Source organism: Pseudomonas sp. BYT-1, from assembly GCF_023611805.1.
GTDB classification, from domain to species: Bacteria; Pseudomonadota; Gammaproteobacteria; order Pseudomonadales; family Pseudomonadaceae; genus Aquipseudomonas; species Aquipseudomonas guariconensis.
In genome coordinates, this window is the sequence record NZ_CP072559.1 from 3,813,482 (window position 1) to 3,831,902 (window position 18,421).

Genomic DNA, 18,421 nt, shown 5'->3' on the forward strand with positions numbered 1-18,421 from the left:
CCGCCGGCCCTTGAGTGGCCGTCGGGGCTCGGGTAATGTCGAGTCATTGCACAGGACAGAGCACGCCCATGACCTCCAAGCTGGAACAACTCAAGCAGTTCACCACCGTGGTCGCCGACACCGGGGACCTGGACGCCATCACCCGCCTCAAGCCAGTCGACGCCACCACCAACCCATCGCTGCTGCTCAAGGCCGCGGCGATCCCGGGTTACGCGGACCTGCTCAAGCAAGTCAAGAGCGATGCCAAGGGCAATGTGGACCTGGCCTGCGACAAGTTTGCCGTGGCCGTGGGCGCGGGCATCCTCAAGGTCATTCCTGGGCGTATCTCCACCGAGGTCGACGCCCGCCTGTCGTTCGACGAACCCGCGCTGCTGGCCAAGGCACGCCAACTGATCGGCCTGTACGAGCAGGCTGGCGTGCCGCGTGATCGCGTGCTGATCAAGCTGGCCTCCACCTGGGAGGGTATCCGCGCCGCCGAGAAGCTGGAAAAAGAAGGCATCCAGACCAACCTGACCCTGTTGTTCTCCTTCGCCCAGGCCCAGGCCTGCGCCGATGCCGGGGTGTTCCTGATTTCGCCGTTCGTGGGCCGCATCTACGACTGGTACAAGAAAAGCACCGGCAAGGAGTATGTCGGCGCCGAAGACCCAGGCGTGCAGTCGGTGACGCGGATCTACAACTACTACAAGGCCAACGGCTACGACACGGTGGTGATGGGCGCAAGCTTCCGCAACATCGGCCAGATCGAGCAACTGGCCGGCTGCGACCGCCTGACCATCAGCCCCGAATTGCTGCAGCAACTGAGCGATGACCAAGGCCAACTACCGCGAATCCTCAAGCCAGGCAACGCCGGCGAGGCCAAACAGCATCTGAGCGAAAGCCAGTTCCGCTGGGCGATGAACGAAGACGCCATGGGCACCGAGAAACTGGCCGAAGGCATCCGTCAGTTCGCCCGTGATCAGGAGAAGCTGGAAGCGTTGATGGCTGAAAAAGCCTGATACACATTTTGGTTGCCCTACGGGCGGGAGATGCCGAGCATTTTCCGCCCGTTTTCATTTGCGGCACCTTCAAACTGCCTTGCCCGCAAGCGCCTGGGCACACACGACTGAAAACCAATCGATGCCACCTAACACCGCACTTCCCCTTGTCCTTGCAGGCCCCGTCCTGCGCCGGCTGGAGCCTCAACGCCTGGCAATCTGGCTGGTCGCAACGCAGCCGCTTCGCCCCACGTTCGTTCTCGATGCGCCATCTCTCACGGCAAACCTAACCTGCGAGGTGATCCCCATCGGCACGCAGGCCTTCGTTCACCTGCTGGATATCCACTTCGACCAGCCGCTGCCGTGCAACGCCGCCATCCCCTATGACCTGTTGCTCGAGGATGGCCAGGGGATCGCCGACTGGGCTCCTCACCTGCTCTACCCCGGCAGCCAACGCCCAAGCTTCGTGCTGCGCGAGCGCCTCGAGCAGTTGCTCCATGGTTCCTGCCGCAAACCTCACTACCCGGCTGCGGACGGCTTGCTGTGCGCGGACCGGCTCCTGCAGCAGTGCCAGCTACCCGAGGAGCGCCCGGCGCTGCTGCTGATGAGCGGTGACCAGGTCTATGCCGATGATGTCGCCGGGCCCATGCTGCGCGCCATCCACACGCTGATCGAACGCCTGGGCCTGTTCGGCGAGACCCTGGAAGGTGCTTTGGTCGCCGACAGCGCTGCGCTGTATCGTCACCCTGCCAGCTATTACCACCGCGCGGACCTGCTACCCGCCCAGCAGGGCAACGAAACCCTGCGCGAGCGCTTCTTCGGCGGCAAGCGCAAACCGATCTTCTCCAGCAGCAACGCCGACAATCATCTGGTGACCTTCGCCGAGGTCATGGCCATGTACCTGCTGGTTTGGTCCCCCGTGCCCTGGGCGCTGGTACGCCTGGACATGCCCGAGGGCCTGACCGACAAGCGCCAGGCGCGCTACCGGCAGGAATTGCCACAGATCGAAGCGTTCGCCGCCCACCTCGATCGGGTCGCACGGGTGATGGCACACCTGCCCTGCCTGATGATCTTCGATGACCACGACATCACCGACGACTGGAACCTGTCGGCGCAATGGGAAGAGACCGCCTATGGGCATCCCTTCTCGCGTCGGATCATCGGCAATGCGCTGCTCGGTTACCTGCTATGCCAGGGCTGGGGCAACGATCCGGACAGCTGCCGGGCGCTGATCGAGCCGTGCAAGGCCCTGGGCGAACGCAGCCTGCAACAACGCCTGGACGCCCAGGCCCAGGACACGCTGATCGACCAGTTGCTGCGCTTTCAGGGCTGGCAATTCAGCCTGGCTACCGAGCCACCACTGCTGGTGCTGGACACCCGCACCCGTCGCTGGCGCAGCGAGAGCAGCCTGAAAAAGCCTTCAGGCCTGCTCGACTGGGAAGCCTTGTGCGAACTGCAGCAGGCACTGCTGGATCATCCTTCGGCGATCATCGTGTCGCCGGCACCGATCTTCGGGGTCAAGCTGATCGAAACGGTCCAGCGCGTGTTCAGCTGGCTGGGCTACCCGTTGTTGGTGGATGCGGAAAACTGGATGGCCCATCGGGGCGCGGCACAGGTGATTCTCAACATCTTCAGCCATTCGCGTACCCCAGGGCACTATGTAGTCCTGTCGGGCGACGTGCACTATTCGTTCGTCTATGAGGTGTTGATCCGCCACCGTCAGCGCAGCCCGCACTTGTGGCAGATCACCAGCAGCGGCATCAAGAACCAGTTTCCCAAGCGCCTACTGGACGTATTGGACCGCCTTAACCGCTGGCTCTATGCCCCGCGTTCGCCACTCAACTGGTTCACCAAGCGCCGACAGATGGAAGTGGTGCCGCGCACGCCCAGCCGCAGCCAGGCGGGTGAGCGACTGTGGAATGGCGCAGGGTTGGGGCAGGTGTGGTTCGATGAGCAGGGGCGACCGACGCGGGTGTTCCAGCTGAGCGCCGCGGGGAACGAAGCTACGGAATTTACGCAGCGCAAATGACAGCGGCGGCCTGCGCTGGGCGCTTCACGGGTAAACCCGCTCCCACTGGAATACCGCGAGCCGCAAAGCTTGTGAAGGATAGGGGAACGGGTTCACCCGCCAAGGGATCGACACAGGATAAGAATCAGGTGCGCTCCAAAGCGCTGACCAGATCGTGGAAGGCCTCACGGTTGGAATCGTTCAGCCCCATGAGGATCTTGTGCGCCTCCAGCACCTTGGAACGCACGACATCTTCGTTCTGGTCCTGGGATGGCAGGTCGGTCAGGCACTCCGGGCACGGCACCGGACGATCGACGATGTTGAACACTTGATCGAAGCCCATGGACTGCAGCAACCGAGAGATGTCCGGGTTGGTGGTGACCACGGTCGGCAACAGGCCGACCTTCTGCCGGGACAGGATCGACAGTTTGGCCAGCAGGCCAAGCGTGGTGCTGTCGATGCTCTCGGTTTCGGTCAGATCGATGACGATGGCCGAGAAGTTCAGCGCGGTGAAGATCTTTTCGATCGTTGCATCCAGCGCCGAACACAGGGTCAGGCGCACTTCACCGACGAACTTCAGAACAAAGGTCCCGCTCTGCTCGGCGAACTGGATTCTACCGGTACTCATTCAAGGTTCCTGCTCAACACCAATAGGGCGATATCATCCGGCATCTCCCCAAGCGTAGCCAATCCAAATCGTTGGCGCAGCCCGTCCAGGCTGCCCCCCGCGTCCTTGACGATTTCCGGCAAGGTCGCTTCCTTATCTTTGAGTGTATCCCCTGGCAAAAGGTCCAGAATGCCATCGGACATCAGGGTCAGACTGAAGCGCGACGGCAGCTCCAGCACCTGGTCCTGGTAACTGGCCTCTTCGAACAACCCCACCGGCAGGCCACGGCCTTCCAGGTAACGAGCCTGTCCCGGGGTGTAAAGCACCGGCAGCGGCAGATGGCCGCCAACACTGTAGGTCATCAACCCGGTTTCCTCGTCGATCACCCCACCCACCATGGTCACGTGCTTGCCCAGCTTGCAGTTGATCAGCCCACGGTTGATGTGGCTGAGCACCTCGGAAGGCTTGAATTCGCGCATCTTGCCGCTGCGCTTGAATTCGAACAGCAAGCGGGTGGTCATGAACTTCAGCAGCACGGTGACGAACGCCGAGGACGCGCCGTGACCGGAGACATCGGCCAGGTAGAAGGCGATACGTCGCTCATCGACCCGGAAGTAATCCGCAAAATCACCCGACAGGTACAGCGACGGAATGATCTGGTGCTCGAACGACAAATCGCCCGCTGTCCACGGGCTTTCCGGCAGCATGTTCATCTGCACCTGGCGACCGGCGTTCTGGTCCTCCTGGAGCAGGTGCAGGCTGGCTTCCAGCTCACGGTTGGCGGCCTCGAGCTTGTCGCGGTAGCGCTGGTTTTCCAGCACCAGGCGCGAACGGTCAAGTGCGCGGCGAACCGAGTGTTCGAGCACGGCCAGGTCTTCCAGAGGCTTTATCAGGTAGTCGGCGGCTCCCAGGCGCAAGGCCTCGACCGCATCGTTCATGACACCGGCTCCGGAGACCACGATCACCGGCAACTGCGGCGCCCGCTCGCTGATCCGACGGATCAGTTCGAGGCCACCCATCTGCGGCATGCGCAGATCGCAGATCACGAGGTCGGGCTGGTGTTCTTCGAAGACCTGGAGCCCCTGCTGGCCATTGCCGGCCTGGAGGACGCTGAAGCCACTGTCTTCCAGATAGGCGGCGAGGCTGGCACGGACCACGTCGTCGTCATCGATGATCAGCAGCGTTGCACTGGTTTTCTGCATGTGGGCGAACGGCGCCGGATTGGTTGGCGTAGCGACGTCAGCAAGGCAGACGGGGGCTACAGGGATACTATGTGGTGACTCTCTACTTGAGTTGTAGGACAAGAAAACTGGCCCGGCAACTGGCAGAGGTGCCTTGTAAGGCGCAGACGGTACTCCCATCCGCCAAGCGTTTCAAGCCATGCGACGGTCGAGTTCCCCGCACTTTACAGGGCAAATCACCGAGAGTTATAAGAAAGCCGATCCGTGCAACCCAATGGGAAGGATGCAGCATGCCTCAGACCCCCACCAACCACAGCGAGAAACGCGACTTCATTCGCATGCGTATCGATGCCGGCGTCACCCTCCTGCATGCGGGCCAGGTGATCTCGGCCGTCTGCCTCGACCTCTCCAGTGGCGGCATGCAGGTACAGGCCGAGCAACATTTCGAGGTCGGTGACAAAGTGCAGGCACGGATCGAATCCGACCACCCTGCCCTCAAGGGCCTGGAAGCCAGCACCGAGGTAGTGTGGATCGCCGATCAACCCGGCGGCGAGCAGAAGTTCGGTTTGCGCATCCTGGCCCTGCATTGAAGCAAAGACGAAAAAAGGCGACCCGAAGGTCGCCTTTTTACATACCCGCACGAATCAGAAGTCGTCTTCGACTTCCCCATCCTTGACCTTGAACTCACGGTTCTGCAGGTAAGCGTTGCGGATGAACACGTACTTGTCGCCAGTGATCAGTTTTTCTGCCGACAACAGGTTGGCCCGGGTGTCGATCACGTCCAGGGCGAAGATCGAGTTGCGGGTCGGCACGTGGTCGATATAGCGGTAGGGTTCGGTGTAGGTGTCCGGGTATTTGGCCAAGCCATCGCGCACGGTGCTTGGACCGAGGAATGGAATGACCACATAAGGACCGCTGCCCAAGCCCCAATAGCCAAGGGTCTGGCCGAAGTCTTCGTCGTTGCGCTGCAGCCCCATCTTGGTACCGACGTCGAAGAAGCCGCCCAGGCCGAACGTGGTGTTGACGATCAGGCGCGCTGTGTCGACGCCCGCGGCATGGGGCTTGAGCTGCAGCACATCATTGACCAGGTTGGTGACATCGCCCAGATTGCGGAAGATATTGTGGATACCATCTTCGAGGAACTGCGGGGTGACGGCCTGATAACCCTTGGCCAATGGCTTGAGGGCATAGGTGTCGAGGGTATCGTTGAACTTGAAGATCGGTCGGTTGACCGATTCCCAGGGATCTTCCTCGGTGGCCGCCTGGGTGGCTGCCACGGGCGCCAGCAGCAGGCTGGCGCAGACACAGGCCTGGGTGAATCGCTCGATCACTCCGGCACCGATCCTACGCATAGATGTTTCTCCATCGGATTTGACGGCAGCAGGCACATGAGTGCGCTGCGAAATTAAGACGCCAGTATAAAGGCTCATCGGCTGATAAGCAGCTTTACACATTTTTAATCAAGATTATGTGAACAACCGTTGCGATGTCATCCACCGGTAACAAGCGCCCGCTAGCCTGCGGAGTATTTGAGGGACGCTGCCATGGAAGCTGCATCTGCCTTCACCGCCGTACTCTTCGGACTGCGTGGCTGCCTGGTCCAGGCGGTCAACGGCACTCCCCACCCCGCCCCTGGGGCCTTGGACATCCTGTCGGTCCTGCGTGAACGCCAGGTACCGTGCATGTGGCTCGATGAACTGGGCGCCAGCCAGGGCAAACGCTTGGCCAACGTGTTGCCGGACTGGCTGCCCGGGCAAGCGCTCAATGATTGCCCCTGGCCCGCGCCGAACGCCTGTTGGCAGGCGTTGATGACCCTGCGCAGCACCCGCCTGGACGGCTGTGTGCTGGTCAGCGGGGAGCCGCGCCTGCTGCAATCGGCCCTCAACGCGGGGCTATGGACGGTAGGCCTGGCCAACAGCAGCCCATCATGCGAGGTCGGCTCCAGCCAGTGGCAAGCCATGACCGAGCAGGCGCGCGAACTGGCCCGCGGCAAGGCCACCCTGGAGCTGTTCGGACTCGGCGTACACTCGGTGATCGACCATCTGGAAGCACTGGATACATGCCTGGCGGACATCGCCCTGCGCCGGCGCAAGGGCGAAAAGCCCTGATACAGGGTCGTTGACACCGATCATGCAAAGCGCCTGCAGGTGGATTACGCTTGGAAACAGGCCAGAACCTTTGCACCACCGCGAAGGTCCATGCCTTGCCAAGCCATAGAGGGAGAACACCCAATGCCCGCCCGCGAACTGCAAGAGCGACTCAATAGCCTGCGCGAGCAACTGGATCGGAATGTACCGCTGTCGGACGAAGAACTGGCCAGTCTGCACGAGGAAGCGAGGCAGATAGAGGCGCAACTCAAGCTTGAGGAAGCCACCCCCGACAACAACCTGGTTGACGGTGTGAACCTCGCCATTGAACGCTTCGAGGTCGACCACCCCGACCTGACCGCCACACTGCGCAATATTGCCAACTATCTCCACAGCATGGGTATCTGACCCTGCTCATCCGGGGCTGCTGCGCAGCCCTCTCACGACACAAGGCCGCTCCTACGGACATCGTGCTGTAGGAGCGGCCTTGTGTCGCGAACAGAGCCCGCCGCGGACGACGCCAAACTTACTGACGAACGAGCCGCTGATTGTCTGGGCTGATCGCCCCGGTGCTGCGGTAAGGGTTGATGTCCAGGCCACCACGACGCACATAGCGCGCATACACGGTCAGGTGCTCCGGTTTGAGCAGGCGCAAGAGATCCAGATAAATGCGTTCGACGCACTGCTCATGGAAGTCCGAATGCTGGCGGAAGCTCACCAGGTAGCTCAACAGACTCGCATGATCCAGCGCCAGGCCTTTGTACGCCACCACGACACTTCCCCAGTCCGGTTGCCCGGTGACCGGGCAGTTGGACTTGAGCAAATGGCTGTGCACTGCCTCCTCGACCACGCGCTGCGGGTCGCATTGCAGCAGTTCAGGTCGGGGCTGCTCGTAGTTGCTGATGCTTACATCCAGATCATCGATGCAATGGCCTGGCAGCGCTACCACGCCCTGGGCCTCGACATCCGCCAAGGTACGAACCCGAACAGTGACAGACTTGCCCGCGGCGGCGGACAGGTCTTTCTCCAGGCAAGCCTGCAGTTCGCGGGTGGAGGCGAAGACAGTCTGGTTCAAGGAGTTGAGGTAAAGCTTGAACGACTTGGATTCGATGATGTTGGGCGAATCGGCCGGAATGGCGAACTCACCGATGGCCACCACCGGCTTGCCCGAAGGCAGCAACCAGGACAGCTCGAAACAGTTCCAGTAGTCCACGCCCTGCCACGGCAGGGTTTGGGCGGTCACGCCCAACTCGGCCCATTTGGCCGCGCGCGGAATGGGGAACAGCAACGAAGGGGTGTAGGTGGCGATGTACTCGCTGGACTTGCCCAGCGGGGAATGTTCGGCGGCGGGATGCATGGACCTGACCTGAAGACTCGTGATGGCCCTCATTCTACCGGTTTTGCATCCCGCCTTGGGGTCGAAGTCACTCGATGGTCAGTTTCCCGACCATGCCGGCCTGGTAATGGCCCGGCACGTTGCAGGCGAACTCGATAGGCGCAGACTTGCGGAAGGTCCAGGTCAGTTCGGCATGCTGGCCAGGCTGCACCAACACTGTGTTGCCGCCATCATGACCATGCCCGCCCATCGCGCCGTGGTCCATGCCTTCATGGTTCATGCTCATGCCGGCCATGGCCAGCATCTGTTGCTGATGCGCGGCATGCATGGCCGCGTCGCCCAGGTTGAACTCGTGGGGCAGTTTGCCCTGGTTGGTCAGGATGAAGCGCACAGTTTCGCCTGCCTTGACCTCCAGGCCTGCCGGCTCGAAGGCGATGTCCTTGAGTATGACTTCCACGGTGCGAGTGGCCTTGGATGCCGGGGCTGGTTCGCCGAACGCGAAGGTTTTTGCTTCGCTTGCCAATATGGGCAGGCTGACCAGGGCCAGGGCGGCGGCGATGAACAGGTGCTTCATGAAGTCTCCAAACAGATGCAGCAGGATGAGACTCACTCTATAAGGCTCCGCTGGCGCTTAGCTGACAGTCGGATTACAACTTTGTCAGCTTGGTTGCCGCTTGCCGGAGTCACGTATCATTTCAGCCGTCACCTCCTGCGAACGCGGGCTTCCCCGCCCCACCGAGGCAGGTGCGTACTTTTCGAATTATGGACAGGACATGAAACTGCTGATCGTCGAAGACCAGGTCAAGACCGGCCAATACCTGCGCCAAGGGCTCAGCGAAGCCGGCTTTGCCACCGAACTCGCCTGTGATGGCGACACCGGCCAGCACCTGGCCTTGACTGGCGATCATGACCTGCTGATTCTCGATGTCATGCTCCCGGGGCGCAACGGCTGGCAGATCCTCCAGGCAGTACGCCAGGCTGGCCTGGAAACTCCAGTACTGTTCCTCACCGCCCGCGATGCCGTGGAAGACCGGGTCCATGGTCTGGAGCTGGGCGCGGACGACTATCTGGTCAAACCCTTCGCCTTCTCCGAGCTGCTGGCCAGGGTGCGCACGCTGCTTCGCCGGGGCGCCAATTCCAGCCAGGATACGCAACTGGGTCTGGCCGACCTGCGCCTGGACCTGATCCGCCGCCGCGCCGAACGCGCCGGCCAACGTATCGACCTGACCGCCAAGGAGTTCGCCCTGCTCGAACTGCTGTTGCGCCGCCAGGGCGAGGTACTGCCCAAATCGCTGATCGCCTCGCAAGTCTGGGACATGAATTTCGACAGCGACACCAATGTCATCGAGGTGGCGATCCGCCGCCTGCGCCTGAAGATCGACGATCACCATGACAACAAGCTGATCCATACCGTGCGCGGCATGGGCTACGTACTCGAGGAGCGCCACGACTGATGCCGCGCGTGTCCCTAGGCGGGCGTCTGGCCCTGCTGTTCGCCGTCTGCACGGCGGCCGTCTCGCTGACCGCCGGCCTGCTGTTCAGCCGCGCCAGCGAACGGCACTTCATCGAACTGGACCAGCAACTGCTCAATGGCCGGCTGTCCTTGATGCGCACCTTGCTCGAAGGCGTCACCCGCCCTGCCGACCTGGCGTCGCGCTTGCCCGCCCTTCGCAACGAACTGAGCCACCAGGCCGATCTGGCCTTGCGCATCCGCGGTGCGGATGGCGCGCTGTGGTTCGACAGCCGCAACGACTTGCCAGATACCCCCAGCCACACCGGGCTTACCACCCTGCATGCCGATGGCGTTGACTACCGCAGCCTGTGCATCCAACTGGACGAAGGCAGCCCAGACTCGGCCCAATTGACCCTCTTGCTGGACATCACCCACCACCAACACTTCCTGCAAGGCATGCAGCGTCTGATCTGGCTGACCGTCGGCCTCTCGGCTTTGGCCACGGCCCTGCTCGGCGCCTGGGCTGCTCGGCGCGGGCTGCGGCCCTTGCGCCAAATGGGCGAAGTGGCTGCCAGGGTCAATGCCCGTTCCCTGACCACCCGATTGCCCGTGGCCCAAATGCCGGAGGAGCTGGCCGAGCTGGCCACCACCGTCAATGCCATGTTGCAACGCCTGGATGATGCCTTTCAGCGCCTGTCGGCGTTTTCCGCCGACATCGCCCATGAGCTGCGCACACCGCTGTCCAACCTGCTGACCCACACCCAGGTCACCCTTACCCGTCCACGCAGCCTCGACGAGTATCGCGAGGCGTTGCACGGCAATTTGGAGGAACTGCAATGGATGGCCCAGCTGGTCAATGACATGCTCTACCTGGCCAAGGCCGATCACGGCCTGCTGATGCCCAACCGCGAGGCGTTGGACCTGGCGGTGGAGCTGGATGCCTTGCTGGAATACTACGCGCCGCTGGCCGAGGACGCCGAGGTGCGCCTGGTGCGCGAAGGCGAGGCGCGGCTGGAGGGCGACCGACATATGCTACGCAGGGCATTGTCCAATCTGCTGGACAATGCCCTGCGTTTCACGTCGCAAGGTGGGGAGATCCGCGTGTCGCTGCAGCCCGGGGCTCACATCGTCGTCGCCAACACCGGTCCTGCAATTGAACCGGCTGTTCTGCCCAGGCTTTTCGACCGTTTCTATCGGGCAGACCCCGCCCGACGGGAAGGCAGCAGCGAACATGCGGGATTGGGTCTGGCGATTACCCGTTCGATCATCCAGGCCCATGGCGGAAGCATCCGCGCCGAGTGCGCGCAGGGTTGGACGCGGTTCGTGATCGAGCTGCCCGAAACGTTGTGAAGGGGCCGCCATGGCCCCTTCAGATCACTCGTAACGCAGCGCCATCGCCGGCTCCACCTGGGAAGCCCGATACGCGGGATAAAGGGTGGCCAGGAAGCTCATGACCAGCCCCGCGGTGCAGATGATCGCCACATCTCCCCATTGCAGGTCAGAGGGCAGGCTGCTGATGAAGTACACGTCGGACGTGAAGATGTGCTGCCCGCTGATCCGCTCCAGCCAGCCCACGATCTGGCTGACATTGAGGGCCGCGATCACGCCTAGCACACCACCGACCAAGGTACCGACGATACCGATCAGCGAGCCTTGGACCATGAAGGTCCCCATGATTTGCGCAGGCGTCGCACCGATGGTGCGCAGGATGGCAATGTCCGAACCCTTGTCGTTCACCACCATCACCAAGGTGGCGATGATGTTGAATGCGGCCACCGCGATGATCATCATCAGCAACAGGCCGATCATGGTCTTTTCCATCTTCATAGCACTGAACAGGCTGCCTTGTGTGTGGGACCAGTCATCGGCGCGATAGGCATCGCCCAGGCCTGCGGCAATTGCCTTGGATACCTGGGGTGCGGCGTACAGGTCCTGCAGTTTCAGGCGCACCCCTTGCACGCTACCCGACGCCCAGCGCTGCATGTCGCCGGCATCGGCAACATGGATGTAAGCCTGGGAACCGTCGAGCTCGGCGCCCACCTTGAAGATGCCGACCACGGTCAGGCGCTGCATGCGCGGCGTGATACCGCCAGGGGCCTTGCTGATTTCAGGGACGATAAGCGTCAGCTTGTCGCCGGTATTGAGACGAAAACGCCGCGCGGTGAGCTCACCGATGACCACGCCATACTCGCCGGGGACCAGGTCCTGCAGGCGCCCCTGAACGATATGCTGACCGACGATGGAGACCTTGCCCTCCTCGGCCGGGTCGATGCCACTGACCTGGATCGGCTGCATCGCCCCCTTATAGGACAACATGCCTTCCATTTCCGTGATGGGCGCAGCTGCGACCACGGCAGGATTCTTCAGCGCCGCATCGGCCACCTTGCGCCAGTCATTCAGCGGCTGCACCCCCAGGATGCTGGCGTGTGGCACCAGCCCCAGGATGCGCGAGCTCATCTCACGCTGGAAACCGTTCATCACCGACAGCACCACGATCATCGCCAGCACGCCCAAGGACAGGCCGATCATCGAGGTCATGGAGATGAACGAGATGAATTGGTTGCGGCGCTTGGCACGGGTGTAGCGAGCACCGATGAACAAGGGCAAGGGTCTGAACATGTACGAGAACACCCAATGAAAAAAGGTTACGGCGCAGCCCGTGCCGCGCCGTGCAATCGACTCAGATCGGCACCAGACGGCCGTCTTCCAGGTGCAGCACGCGGTCCATCTGACGCGCCAGGTTCAAGTCGTGGGTGACCACCAGGAACGCGGTCTGCGAAGCGCTGGACAGCTCCTGCATCAATTCCTGGATACCAAGGGCGGTGTGGTGATCGAGGTTGCCGGTGGGCTCGTCGAGCATCACCAGGCCCGGGCGGTTGACCAGGGCACGGGCGATTGCCACGCGCTGGCGCTCGCCACCGGAAAGTTCGGCCGGCTTGTGGTTCAGACGATGACCCAGGCCCACCCGCTTGAGCAGGGCCTCGGCGCGCTCACGCGCTTCGGGGATCGGCGTGCGTCCGATCAGCAGCGGCATGCAGGCGTTCTCCAGGGCGGTGAACTCCGGCAGCAGGTGGTGGAACTGGTAGACGAAGCCCAGCGCACGGTTGCGTAGCAGGCCACGGGCGCGCTCGCCAAGGGCAGACAGCTCCTCGCCCGCGAGCCAGACACTGCCCTGGGTGGGAGTGTCGAGGCCGCCAAGCAGATTCAGCAAGGTACTCTTGCCGGAGCCGGAGCTGCCGACGATGGCCACCCGCTCACCTGCATGCAGCTCCAGGTTCAACCCGGACAGCACCTTCACCGACTCCGGCCCTTCCTCGTAGGACTTGCCCAGGTTGCGGCAGCTCAGTACGGCTTTATTCATGCGCGACTCACTCATAACGTAGCGCCTCTGCTGGCTGGGTGCGGGCCGCACGCCAGGCCGGATACAGGGTGGCGAAGAAACTCAGGACCAACGCCGCACCGCAGACCATCCAGACGTCCTCGGCCATGATCTGCGACGGCAGGTAATCGATGAAGTACACATCCGCGTTCAGGAATTTGTGCCCGATCAGCTTCTCGATGCCGGCGATCACCGCACTGACATTGAGTGCGGCGACGATGCCGACGACGGCACCGATCAACGTGCCGACCACGCCGATCACCGTCCCCTGGACCATGAAGATGGCCATGATCTGCCCCGGCGTGGCGCCGAGGGTACGCAGGATGGCGATGTCGCCACGCTTGTCGTTGACCACCATCACCAGTGTGGAAATGATGTTGAATGCCGCCACCGCCACGATCAGCAGCAGCAACAGGCCGATCATGGCCTTCTCCATACGGATGGCCTGGTACAGGTTGCCGTGGCTGCGAGTCCAGTCGCGGGTGTAGAACTCCTGCTCGCCCAGGCGTTGGGCGATATCCCAGGCCACACGCGGGGCCTGGAACAGGTCGTCGAACTTCAGGCGCAGGCCCTGGACCTGGTCGGCCTTCCAGCGGTGCAGGCGGGAGAGGTCGCTGATGTTGGTCAGGCCCAGGTAACCGTCGATTTCGCCGGCGCCAACGTGGAAGGTGCCGACCACGGTGAAGCGCTTCATGCGCGGGAACATGCCCGCCGGGGTCACGCTGACCTCCGGGGCGACGAAGGTCAGCTTGTCGCCGATACCCACGCCCAGCTTGGCCGCGGCTTTGTCACCGATCATGATGCCCCATTCGCCCGGCGCCAGCTTGTCGAGGCTGCCCTCCAGGACGAAATTCTCGATGATGGATACCTGCCGCTCCAGCGCAGGGTCGATGCCGTTGAGCAGCACCTTCTGCACCTTGCCGTCATGAGTCAGCAACCCCTGCATTTGGGTGAAGGGCGCGACCGCCAGCACCTGTGGATTCTGCTTTACTTGTTGGGCAAGACCCGACCAGTTGTCCAGCGGTTGGCCGGTTTCGAGCGTGGCATGGGGGATCATGCCCAGCACGCGGGTACGCATCTCGTGGTCGAAGCCGTTCATGACCGACAGCACCACGATCATCACCACCACGCCAAGGGCGAGGCCGATCATCGAAGTCAGCGAAATGAACGAGACGAAGTGGTTGCGACGCTTGGCACGGGTGTAGCGGGTGCCAATGAATACGAAAAGAGGTCTGAACATGTCGGGGCTTGTTCGGATGAAAGGGAACGTCCTTGTGGCAGGGCGCCTGCAGCGGCTTTACACTCGGACCACCGCCGTAACCATGGGTTCGCCATGACGACACTAGACGAAGAAGATCGCCGCGAATACTACCGCATCGAAGACAGTATCGCACTTGAAATCAACGCCTTGGACACGGCCCAAGGCCAGGAGACAGACCTGTTGCAGGATGCTTCACCGCTGTTCAATCTGCTCAGCGAACTGCACCTGGCCGACTTCGAGTCCCAGCACCTGATGCGCCAGTTGAGCGAGAAGGACCGAACCCTCGCGGCCTTCCTGCGGGTACAGAACAAACGCATCGACCTGCTCAGCGCGGTGCTCGCCCAGACCCTGCTGGGTGAAATCGGCAAGCCCCGGCGGGTGATTCTCTCCGAAGGCGGCATCGAGTTCGCCCATGCAACGCCCATCGCCCCCGGTACGCGACTGGCAGTGAAGATGATCCTCATGCCCCGTGCCCTCGGCCTACTGCTGCGCGCGCGGGTCACCCACTGCGACCCACGCCCGGAAGGCAATCACGAGGTCGGCACCGAATTCATCGACATGACCGACGCCCAGCGCCAACTGCTGGCCCGGTACATCCTGCAGCGCCAGCAACAACAACGACGCCAGGCGCTGGAACAGAACGACCCCGCCTCTTGAGCCTTTTCCATTTTGACCTGAAGGAACGAACGTGACCCTGATCTATGGCCATCGCGGCGCCAAGGGCGAAGCGCCCGAGAATACCCTGAACAGCTTCCGCCAGTGCTTGTCACATGGCGTCGATCGCTGCGAACTGGACCTGCACCTGTCGGCCGACAACGAGCTGATGGTGATCCACGACCCGACACTCAAGCGCACCACCGGTCGGCGCGGCAAGGTGGTCGAGCACACCGCCGCCGAGCTGGTCACCTACGATGCACGTAAGGGCGGCCCGGGCTGGGTGCAGCCCTGCCCCATCCCACGCCTGGAAGAGCTGTTCGAGAAGTGCGCTTTCGCGCATTGGCAACTGGAGGTCAAGAGCGCCTCGCGTACCCGCGCCGCCAGTACCGTGCTGGCGATTCGCGAGCTGGCGCAGCAGTACGGCCTGCTGGACAAGATCACCATTACCTCGAGCTCCCGGGAGGTGCTTGGCGCCGCGCTGGAACTGGTGCCGGATGTGTCTCGCGGACTGGTCGCCGAGTACGCCTGGCTCGACCCGCTGAAGGTGGCCCAGAACTATGGCTGCCAGATGCTGGCCTTGAACTGGACACTGTGCACGCCCGAGCGCCTGATCAAGGCACAGCGTCAGGGGTTGCACGTATCGGTGTGGACGGTCAACGAACCGGCGCTGATGCGCCGGCTCGCCGACTTTGGCGTAGACAGCCTGATTACAGACTTTCCCGGTTTGGCCATGACCACCCTTGGGAAGGGCTGAATCCGGACTCCCCGACCGGCTCAGGCCACCGGCCGGAGCCGCTCAAAAAAGCCGGTTCAGGCCGTCGTAGGCCGCTACCCGATAGGCTTCGGCCATGGTCGGGTAGTTGAAGGTGGTGTTGACGAAGTACTTCAGATTGTTCTGCTCACCGGGCTGGTTCATGATCGCCTGGCCGATGTGGACGATCTCCGAGGCCTGGTAGCCGAAGCAGTGTACACCCAGGATTTCCAAGGTCTCGCGGTGGAACAGGATCTTCAGCATGCCCTGAGGCTCACCGGCGATCTGGGCACGGGCCATGCTCTTGAAGAAGGCCTTGCCCACTTCATACGGCACCTTGGCCTGGGTCAGCTCCTGCTCGTTCTTGCCGATCGAGCTGATCTCCGGAATGGTGTAGATGCCGGTCGGCACGTCATCGACGAAACGCCAGCTGCCATTGTCGACGATGCTGCCAGCGGCGGAACGCCCCTGGTCGTGGGCAGCGCTGGCCAGGCTCGGCCAGCCGATCACGTCACCGGCGCCATAGACGTTCGGCACGCTGGTACGGTAGGCCTCGTCGACCTCGATCTGGCCGCGGCTGTTGACCTTGATTCCGATGTTCTCCAGGCCCAGCTTGTCAGTGTTGCCGGTACGGCCGTTGCACCACAGCAAGGCATCGGCCTTGATCTTCTTGCCCGACTTCAAGTGCAGGATCACACCGTTGTCCAAGCCTTCGACCCGCTCGTACTCCTCGTTGTGGCGTACAGTGATGTTGTTGTTGCTGAAGTGGTAGCTCAGCGCCTGGGAGATTTCCGAATCCAGGAAGCTCAGCAGTTGGCCGCGGTTGTCCACCAGCTCGACCAGCACGCCCAGGCCACTGAAAATGGAGGCGTATTCACAACCGATCACGCCAGCGCCATAGACGATCAGCTTGCGCGGGGTATGGCTCAGGCTGAGGATGGTGTCGCTGTCGTAGACGCGCGGGTGGTGGAAGTCGATATCGGCCGGACGGTATGGACGCGAGCCGGTGGCGATGATGATGTGCTTGGCGACCAGTTTCTCGACCACACCGTTGGAGCACACCACTTCGACGGTCTGCTCATCGGCGAAGCTGCCGGTGCCGACGAACACGTCGACGCGGTTGCGCGCGTAGTAGCCGGTGCGCGAGGCCACTTGCTTGGAGATCACCTTCTCGGCGCTCTTGAGCACATCGGGGAAGGAGAACCAGCGCGGCTCACCGATGGCGCGGAACATCGGGTTGGTGTTGAACTGCATGATCTGGCGCACCGAGTGACGCAGGGCCTTGGACGGGATGGTGCCCAAGTGAGTGCAGTTGCCGCCGACCTGGCGACGGCTGTCGACCATGGCCACCTTGCGTCCTGCTTTGGCGGCATTCATTGCCGCACCTTCTCCGGCCGGGCCGGAACCCAGCACCACTACGTCGTAGTTATAGACAGCCATGCGTACTCCTTCAGAACTGGCCCGCCGACCGGATGGCCGCGGGGCACGATCATGTCGCCGGGGCGCCATGAGAAAATTCGGGTGCAGTCTAATCAAGCGTGAACGCCGCGCACATTAACCCTTGGTCGCGTCGTAGGCCAATTTTGCCTGCACTACATGTCATTCACCGATTCCCTGGCGACGATCATCCGTGTTTGCCCTTTCACTCGCCTTTCAGTGCCCGCTCGAACGCAGGCGTAACACGAGAGACGAAGCCACCCTCGGCCCGGGTCACCAGCACCGCGGCAATACCATGGGCGACAGCGAAGTCCCAGCCTTGTTCCGGCCCCAGGATCAACAACAGGGTCGAGTAGCCATCGGCTTGGAGCGCCGAGGCATCGAGCACGGTGACAGCAGCCAGGTCATGTTCGACCGGACGCCCCAAGCGGGCATCGAAGGTGTGCGAATAGCGCCGGCCATTGTCCTTGAAATAGTGCCGATAGTCACCCGAGGTCGATACAGCCAGACCATCCACGGCGATGACTTGGCGCGCGACCTGACGGTCTTCGCGCGGCAGTTCCAGAGCCACCCGCCACGGACTGCCATCGGGCTTGCGACCCACAGCCTTGAGTTCGCCCGTGGCTTCGACAAGAAAGCTTGCGACGCCCATCGCCCCTAGGCGCTCGGCGATCAGGTCCACGGCGTGGCCTGCGGCGATACTGTTGAAATCCAGTTCCACTGCAGCGTCCTTGCACAGGATGTCGCCATCGATGCGCAAGTGGTGATAGCCGACGCGCTGACGGGCCTGGGCCAACTGCAACGGGTCAGGCACCTGCTCTTGGCGCGCCTGAGGGCCGAAGCCCCAGAGATCGAGCAATGGCTCGACGGTCAGGTCGAAAGCGCCCTGGCTTTGTTCGGCCAACTGCTGACCAAACCCGACCAACGCCAGCATGTCCTTTCCCAGCGCTTGGCATTGGCCTGCCTGCAACTGGTTGAAGCGGCTGACCGCAGAATCGCCACGGTAGGTTGAATAGTGTTCGTCGACATCACGCAGGATGGCTTCCACTGCCTCCTGCACCTCGAGGCGCGATGGTCCGCCCGGCTCGCGAACATACTGGATGCTGTAGCTGCTGCCCATGGTCGGGCCGCCAAAGCGCTCCAGGCTCGGAGCCTGGTCGCAGCCAACCAGGAACATCAGGGTGAGCAGAAGACCTTTACGCAATTTCAAGTTTCTCGACTGGCCGTACTGACCTCTTCGCAGGCTTACCCATGAATGCCCGCACACGGCATAAAAAAAACGGGAACCCG

Annotated in this window: 19 protein-coding genes; 9 read left to right on the forward strand and 10 right to left on the reverse strand. The window is 62.3% G+C overall.

Features of this window, described 5'->3' with window-relative positions:
* Positions 1-68 precede the first annotated feature (68 nt).
* Together tal and J5X93_RS17745 are read left to right on the forward strand one after the other, a co-directional pair.
* Positions 69-995 carry a transaldolase gene (gene tal, locus J5X93_RS17740; RefSeq protein WP_043212907.1) on the forward strand — a complete coding sequence of 309 codons (927 nt, stop codon included), beginning with the start codon at positions 69-71 and terminating at the stop codon, positions 993-995.
* Between the two features lie 121 nt (positions 996-1,116).
* A complete protein-coding gene (locus J5X93_RS17745; protein WP_182942658.1) occupies positions 1,117-3,003 on the forward strand; it encodes an alkaline phosphatase D family protein in 1,887 nt (628 codons plus the stop codon).
* A 124-nt stretch (positions 3,004-3,127) separates the two neighbouring features.
* Here J5X93_RS17745 and rssC read toward each other — a convergent pair whose 3' ends face one another.
* On the reverse strand, positions 3,128-3,610 hold the full coding sequence (rssC, locus tag J5X93_RS17750; protein ID WP_008099230.1) for an anti-sigma factor antagonist RssC: 483 nt from the start codon (positions 3,608-3,610) through the stop codon (positions 3,128-3,130).
* Positions 3,607-4,791, reverse strand: coding sequence for a two-component system response regulator RssB (gene rssB / locus J5X93_RS17755; protein ID WP_043212903.1), 1,185 nt, complete (start codon positions 4,789-4,791; stop codon positions 3,607-3,609). Before rssB ends, rssC begins: the two co-directional genes overlap by 4 nt.
* Before the next feature lie 269 nt (positions 4,792-5,060).
* Between rssB and J5X93_RS17760 the strand changes: the two genes are divergently transcribed.
* On the forward strand, positions 5,061-5,360 hold the full coding sequence (locus J5X93_RS17760) for a PilZ domain-containing protein (protein ID WP_043212901.1): 300 nt from the start codon (positions 5,061-5,063) through the stop codon (positions 5,358-5,360).
* Positions 5,361-5,414: 54 nt separating this feature from the next.
* Here the strand turns inward: J5X93_RS17760 and J5X93_RS17765 are convergent, their stop codons facing one another.
* Positions 5,415-6,122, reverse strand: a complete 708-nt coding sequence (locus J5X93_RS17765) for an MlaA family lipoprotein (RefSeq protein ID WP_043212899.1) — start codon at positions 6,120-6,122, stop codon at positions 5,415-5,417.
* A gap of 192 nt (positions 6,123-6,314) precedes the next feature.
* On the opposite strand from J5X93_RS17765, the gene pcrP reads away from it, so the two are divergent.
* Both pcrP and J5X93_RS17775 read left to right on the forward strand, forming a co-directional pair.
* Positions 6,315-6,878, forward strand: a complete 564-nt coding sequence (pcrP, locus tag J5X93_RS17770; RefSeq protein WP_043212897.1) for an HAD superfamily inactivated hydrolase PcrP — start codon at positions 6,315-6,317, stop codon at positions 6,876-6,878.
* A gap of 123 nt (positions 6,879-7,001) precedes the next feature.
* Complete coding sequence (locus J5X93_RS17775; protein ID WP_043212894.1) at positions 7,002-7,265, forward strand: DUF4404 family protein; 264 nt, start codon at positions 7,002-7,004, stop codon at positions 7,263-7,265.
* A 118-nt stretch (positions 7,266-7,383) separates the two neighbouring features.
* Here the strand turns inward: J5X93_RS17775 and queF are convergent, their stop codons facing one another.
* Positions 7,384-8,214, reverse strand: a complete 831-nt coding sequence (queF, locus tag J5X93_RS17780) for an NADPH-dependent 7-cyano-7-deazaguanine reductase QueF (RefSeq protein ID WP_090343892.1) — start codon at positions 8,212-8,214, stop codon at positions 7,384-7,386.
* Between the two features lie 67 nt (positions 8,215-8,281).
* Positions 8,282-8,767, reverse strand: coding sequence for a cupredoxin domain-containing protein (locus tag J5X93_RS17785; protein WP_182942656.1), 486 nt, complete (start codon positions 8,765-8,767; stop codon positions 8,282-8,284).
* Positions 8,768-8,966: 199 nt separating this feature from the next.
* Between J5X93_RS17785 and J5X93_RS17790 the strand changes: the two genes are divergently transcribed.
* Complete coding sequence (locus J5X93_RS17790) at positions 8,967-9,647, forward strand: heavy metal response regulator transcription factor (RefSeq protein ID WP_043212887.1); 681 nt, start codon at positions 8,967-8,969, stop codon at positions 9,645-9,647.
* A complete protein-coding gene (locus tag J5X93_RS17795) occupies positions 9,644-10,996 on the forward strand; it encodes a heavy metal sensor histidine kinase (protein WP_043212884.1) in 1,353 nt (450 codons plus the stop codon). Before J5X93_RS17790 ends, J5X93_RS17795 begins: the two co-directional genes overlap by 4 nt.
* Positions 10,997-11,020: 24 nt before the next feature.
* On the opposite strand, the gene J5X93_RS17800 is transcribed toward J5X93_RS17795, so the two are convergent.
* From J5X93_RS17800 to J5X93_RS17810, 3 genes are all read right to left on the reverse strand, one after another.
* A complete protein-coding gene (locus J5X93_RS17800; RefSeq protein WP_043212881.1) occupies positions 11,021-12,265 on the reverse strand; it encodes a lipoprotein-releasing ABC transporter permease subunit in 1,245 nt (414 codons plus the stop codon).
* 61 nt (positions 12,266-12,326) lie between these two features.
* Positions 12,327-13,022, reverse strand: a complete 696-nt coding sequence (gene lolD / locus J5X93_RS17805; RefSeq protein WP_043212877.1) for a lipoprotein-releasing ABC transporter ATP-binding protein LolD — start codon at positions 13,020-13,022, stop codon at positions 12,327-12,329.
* On the reverse strand, positions 13,015-14,265 hold the full coding sequence (locus tag J5X93_RS17810) for a lipoprotein-releasing ABC transporter permease subunit (protein ID WP_043212874.1): 1,251 nt from the start codon (positions 14,263-14,265) through the stop codon (positions 13,015-13,017). Before J5X93_RS17810 ends, lolD begins: the two co-directional genes overlap by 8 nt.
* Before the next feature lie 93 nt (positions 14,266-14,358).
* On the opposite strand from J5X93_RS17810, the gene J5X93_RS17815 reads away from it, so the two are divergent.
* Both J5X93_RS17815 and J5X93_RS17820 read left to right on the forward strand, forming a co-directional pair.
* Positions 14,359-14,943 carry a PilZ domain-containing protein gene (locus tag J5X93_RS17815; RefSeq protein ID WP_043212871.1) on the forward strand — a complete coding sequence of 195 codons (585 nt, stop codon included), beginning with the start codon at positions 14,359-14,361 and terminating at the stop codon, positions 14,941-14,943.
* Between the two features lie 31 nt (positions 14,944-14,974).
* Positions 14,975-15,697 carry a glycerophosphodiester phosphodiesterase gene (locus tag J5X93_RS17820; protein WP_043212869.1) on the forward strand — a complete coding sequence of 241 codons (723 nt, stop codon included), beginning with the start codon at positions 14,975-14,977 and terminating at the stop codon, positions 15,695-15,697.
* Positions 15,698-15,739: 42 nt separating this feature from the next.
* On the opposite strand, the gene sthA is transcribed toward J5X93_RS17820, so the two are convergent.
* Positions 15,740-17,134, reverse strand: a complete 1,395-nt coding sequence (gene sthA / locus J5X93_RS17825) for a Si-specific NAD(P)(+) transhydrogenase (RefSeq protein WP_043212867.1) — start codon at positions 17,132-17,134, stop codon at positions 15,740-15,742.
* Between the two features lie 202 nt (positions 17,135-17,336).
* On the reverse strand, positions 17,337-18,335 hold the full coding sequence (locus tag J5X93_RS17830; RefSeq protein WP_182942654.1) for an FAD:protein FMN transferase: 999 nt from the start codon (positions 18,333-18,335) through the stop codon (positions 17,337-17,339).
* Positions 18,336-18,421 lie beyond the last annotated feature (86 nt).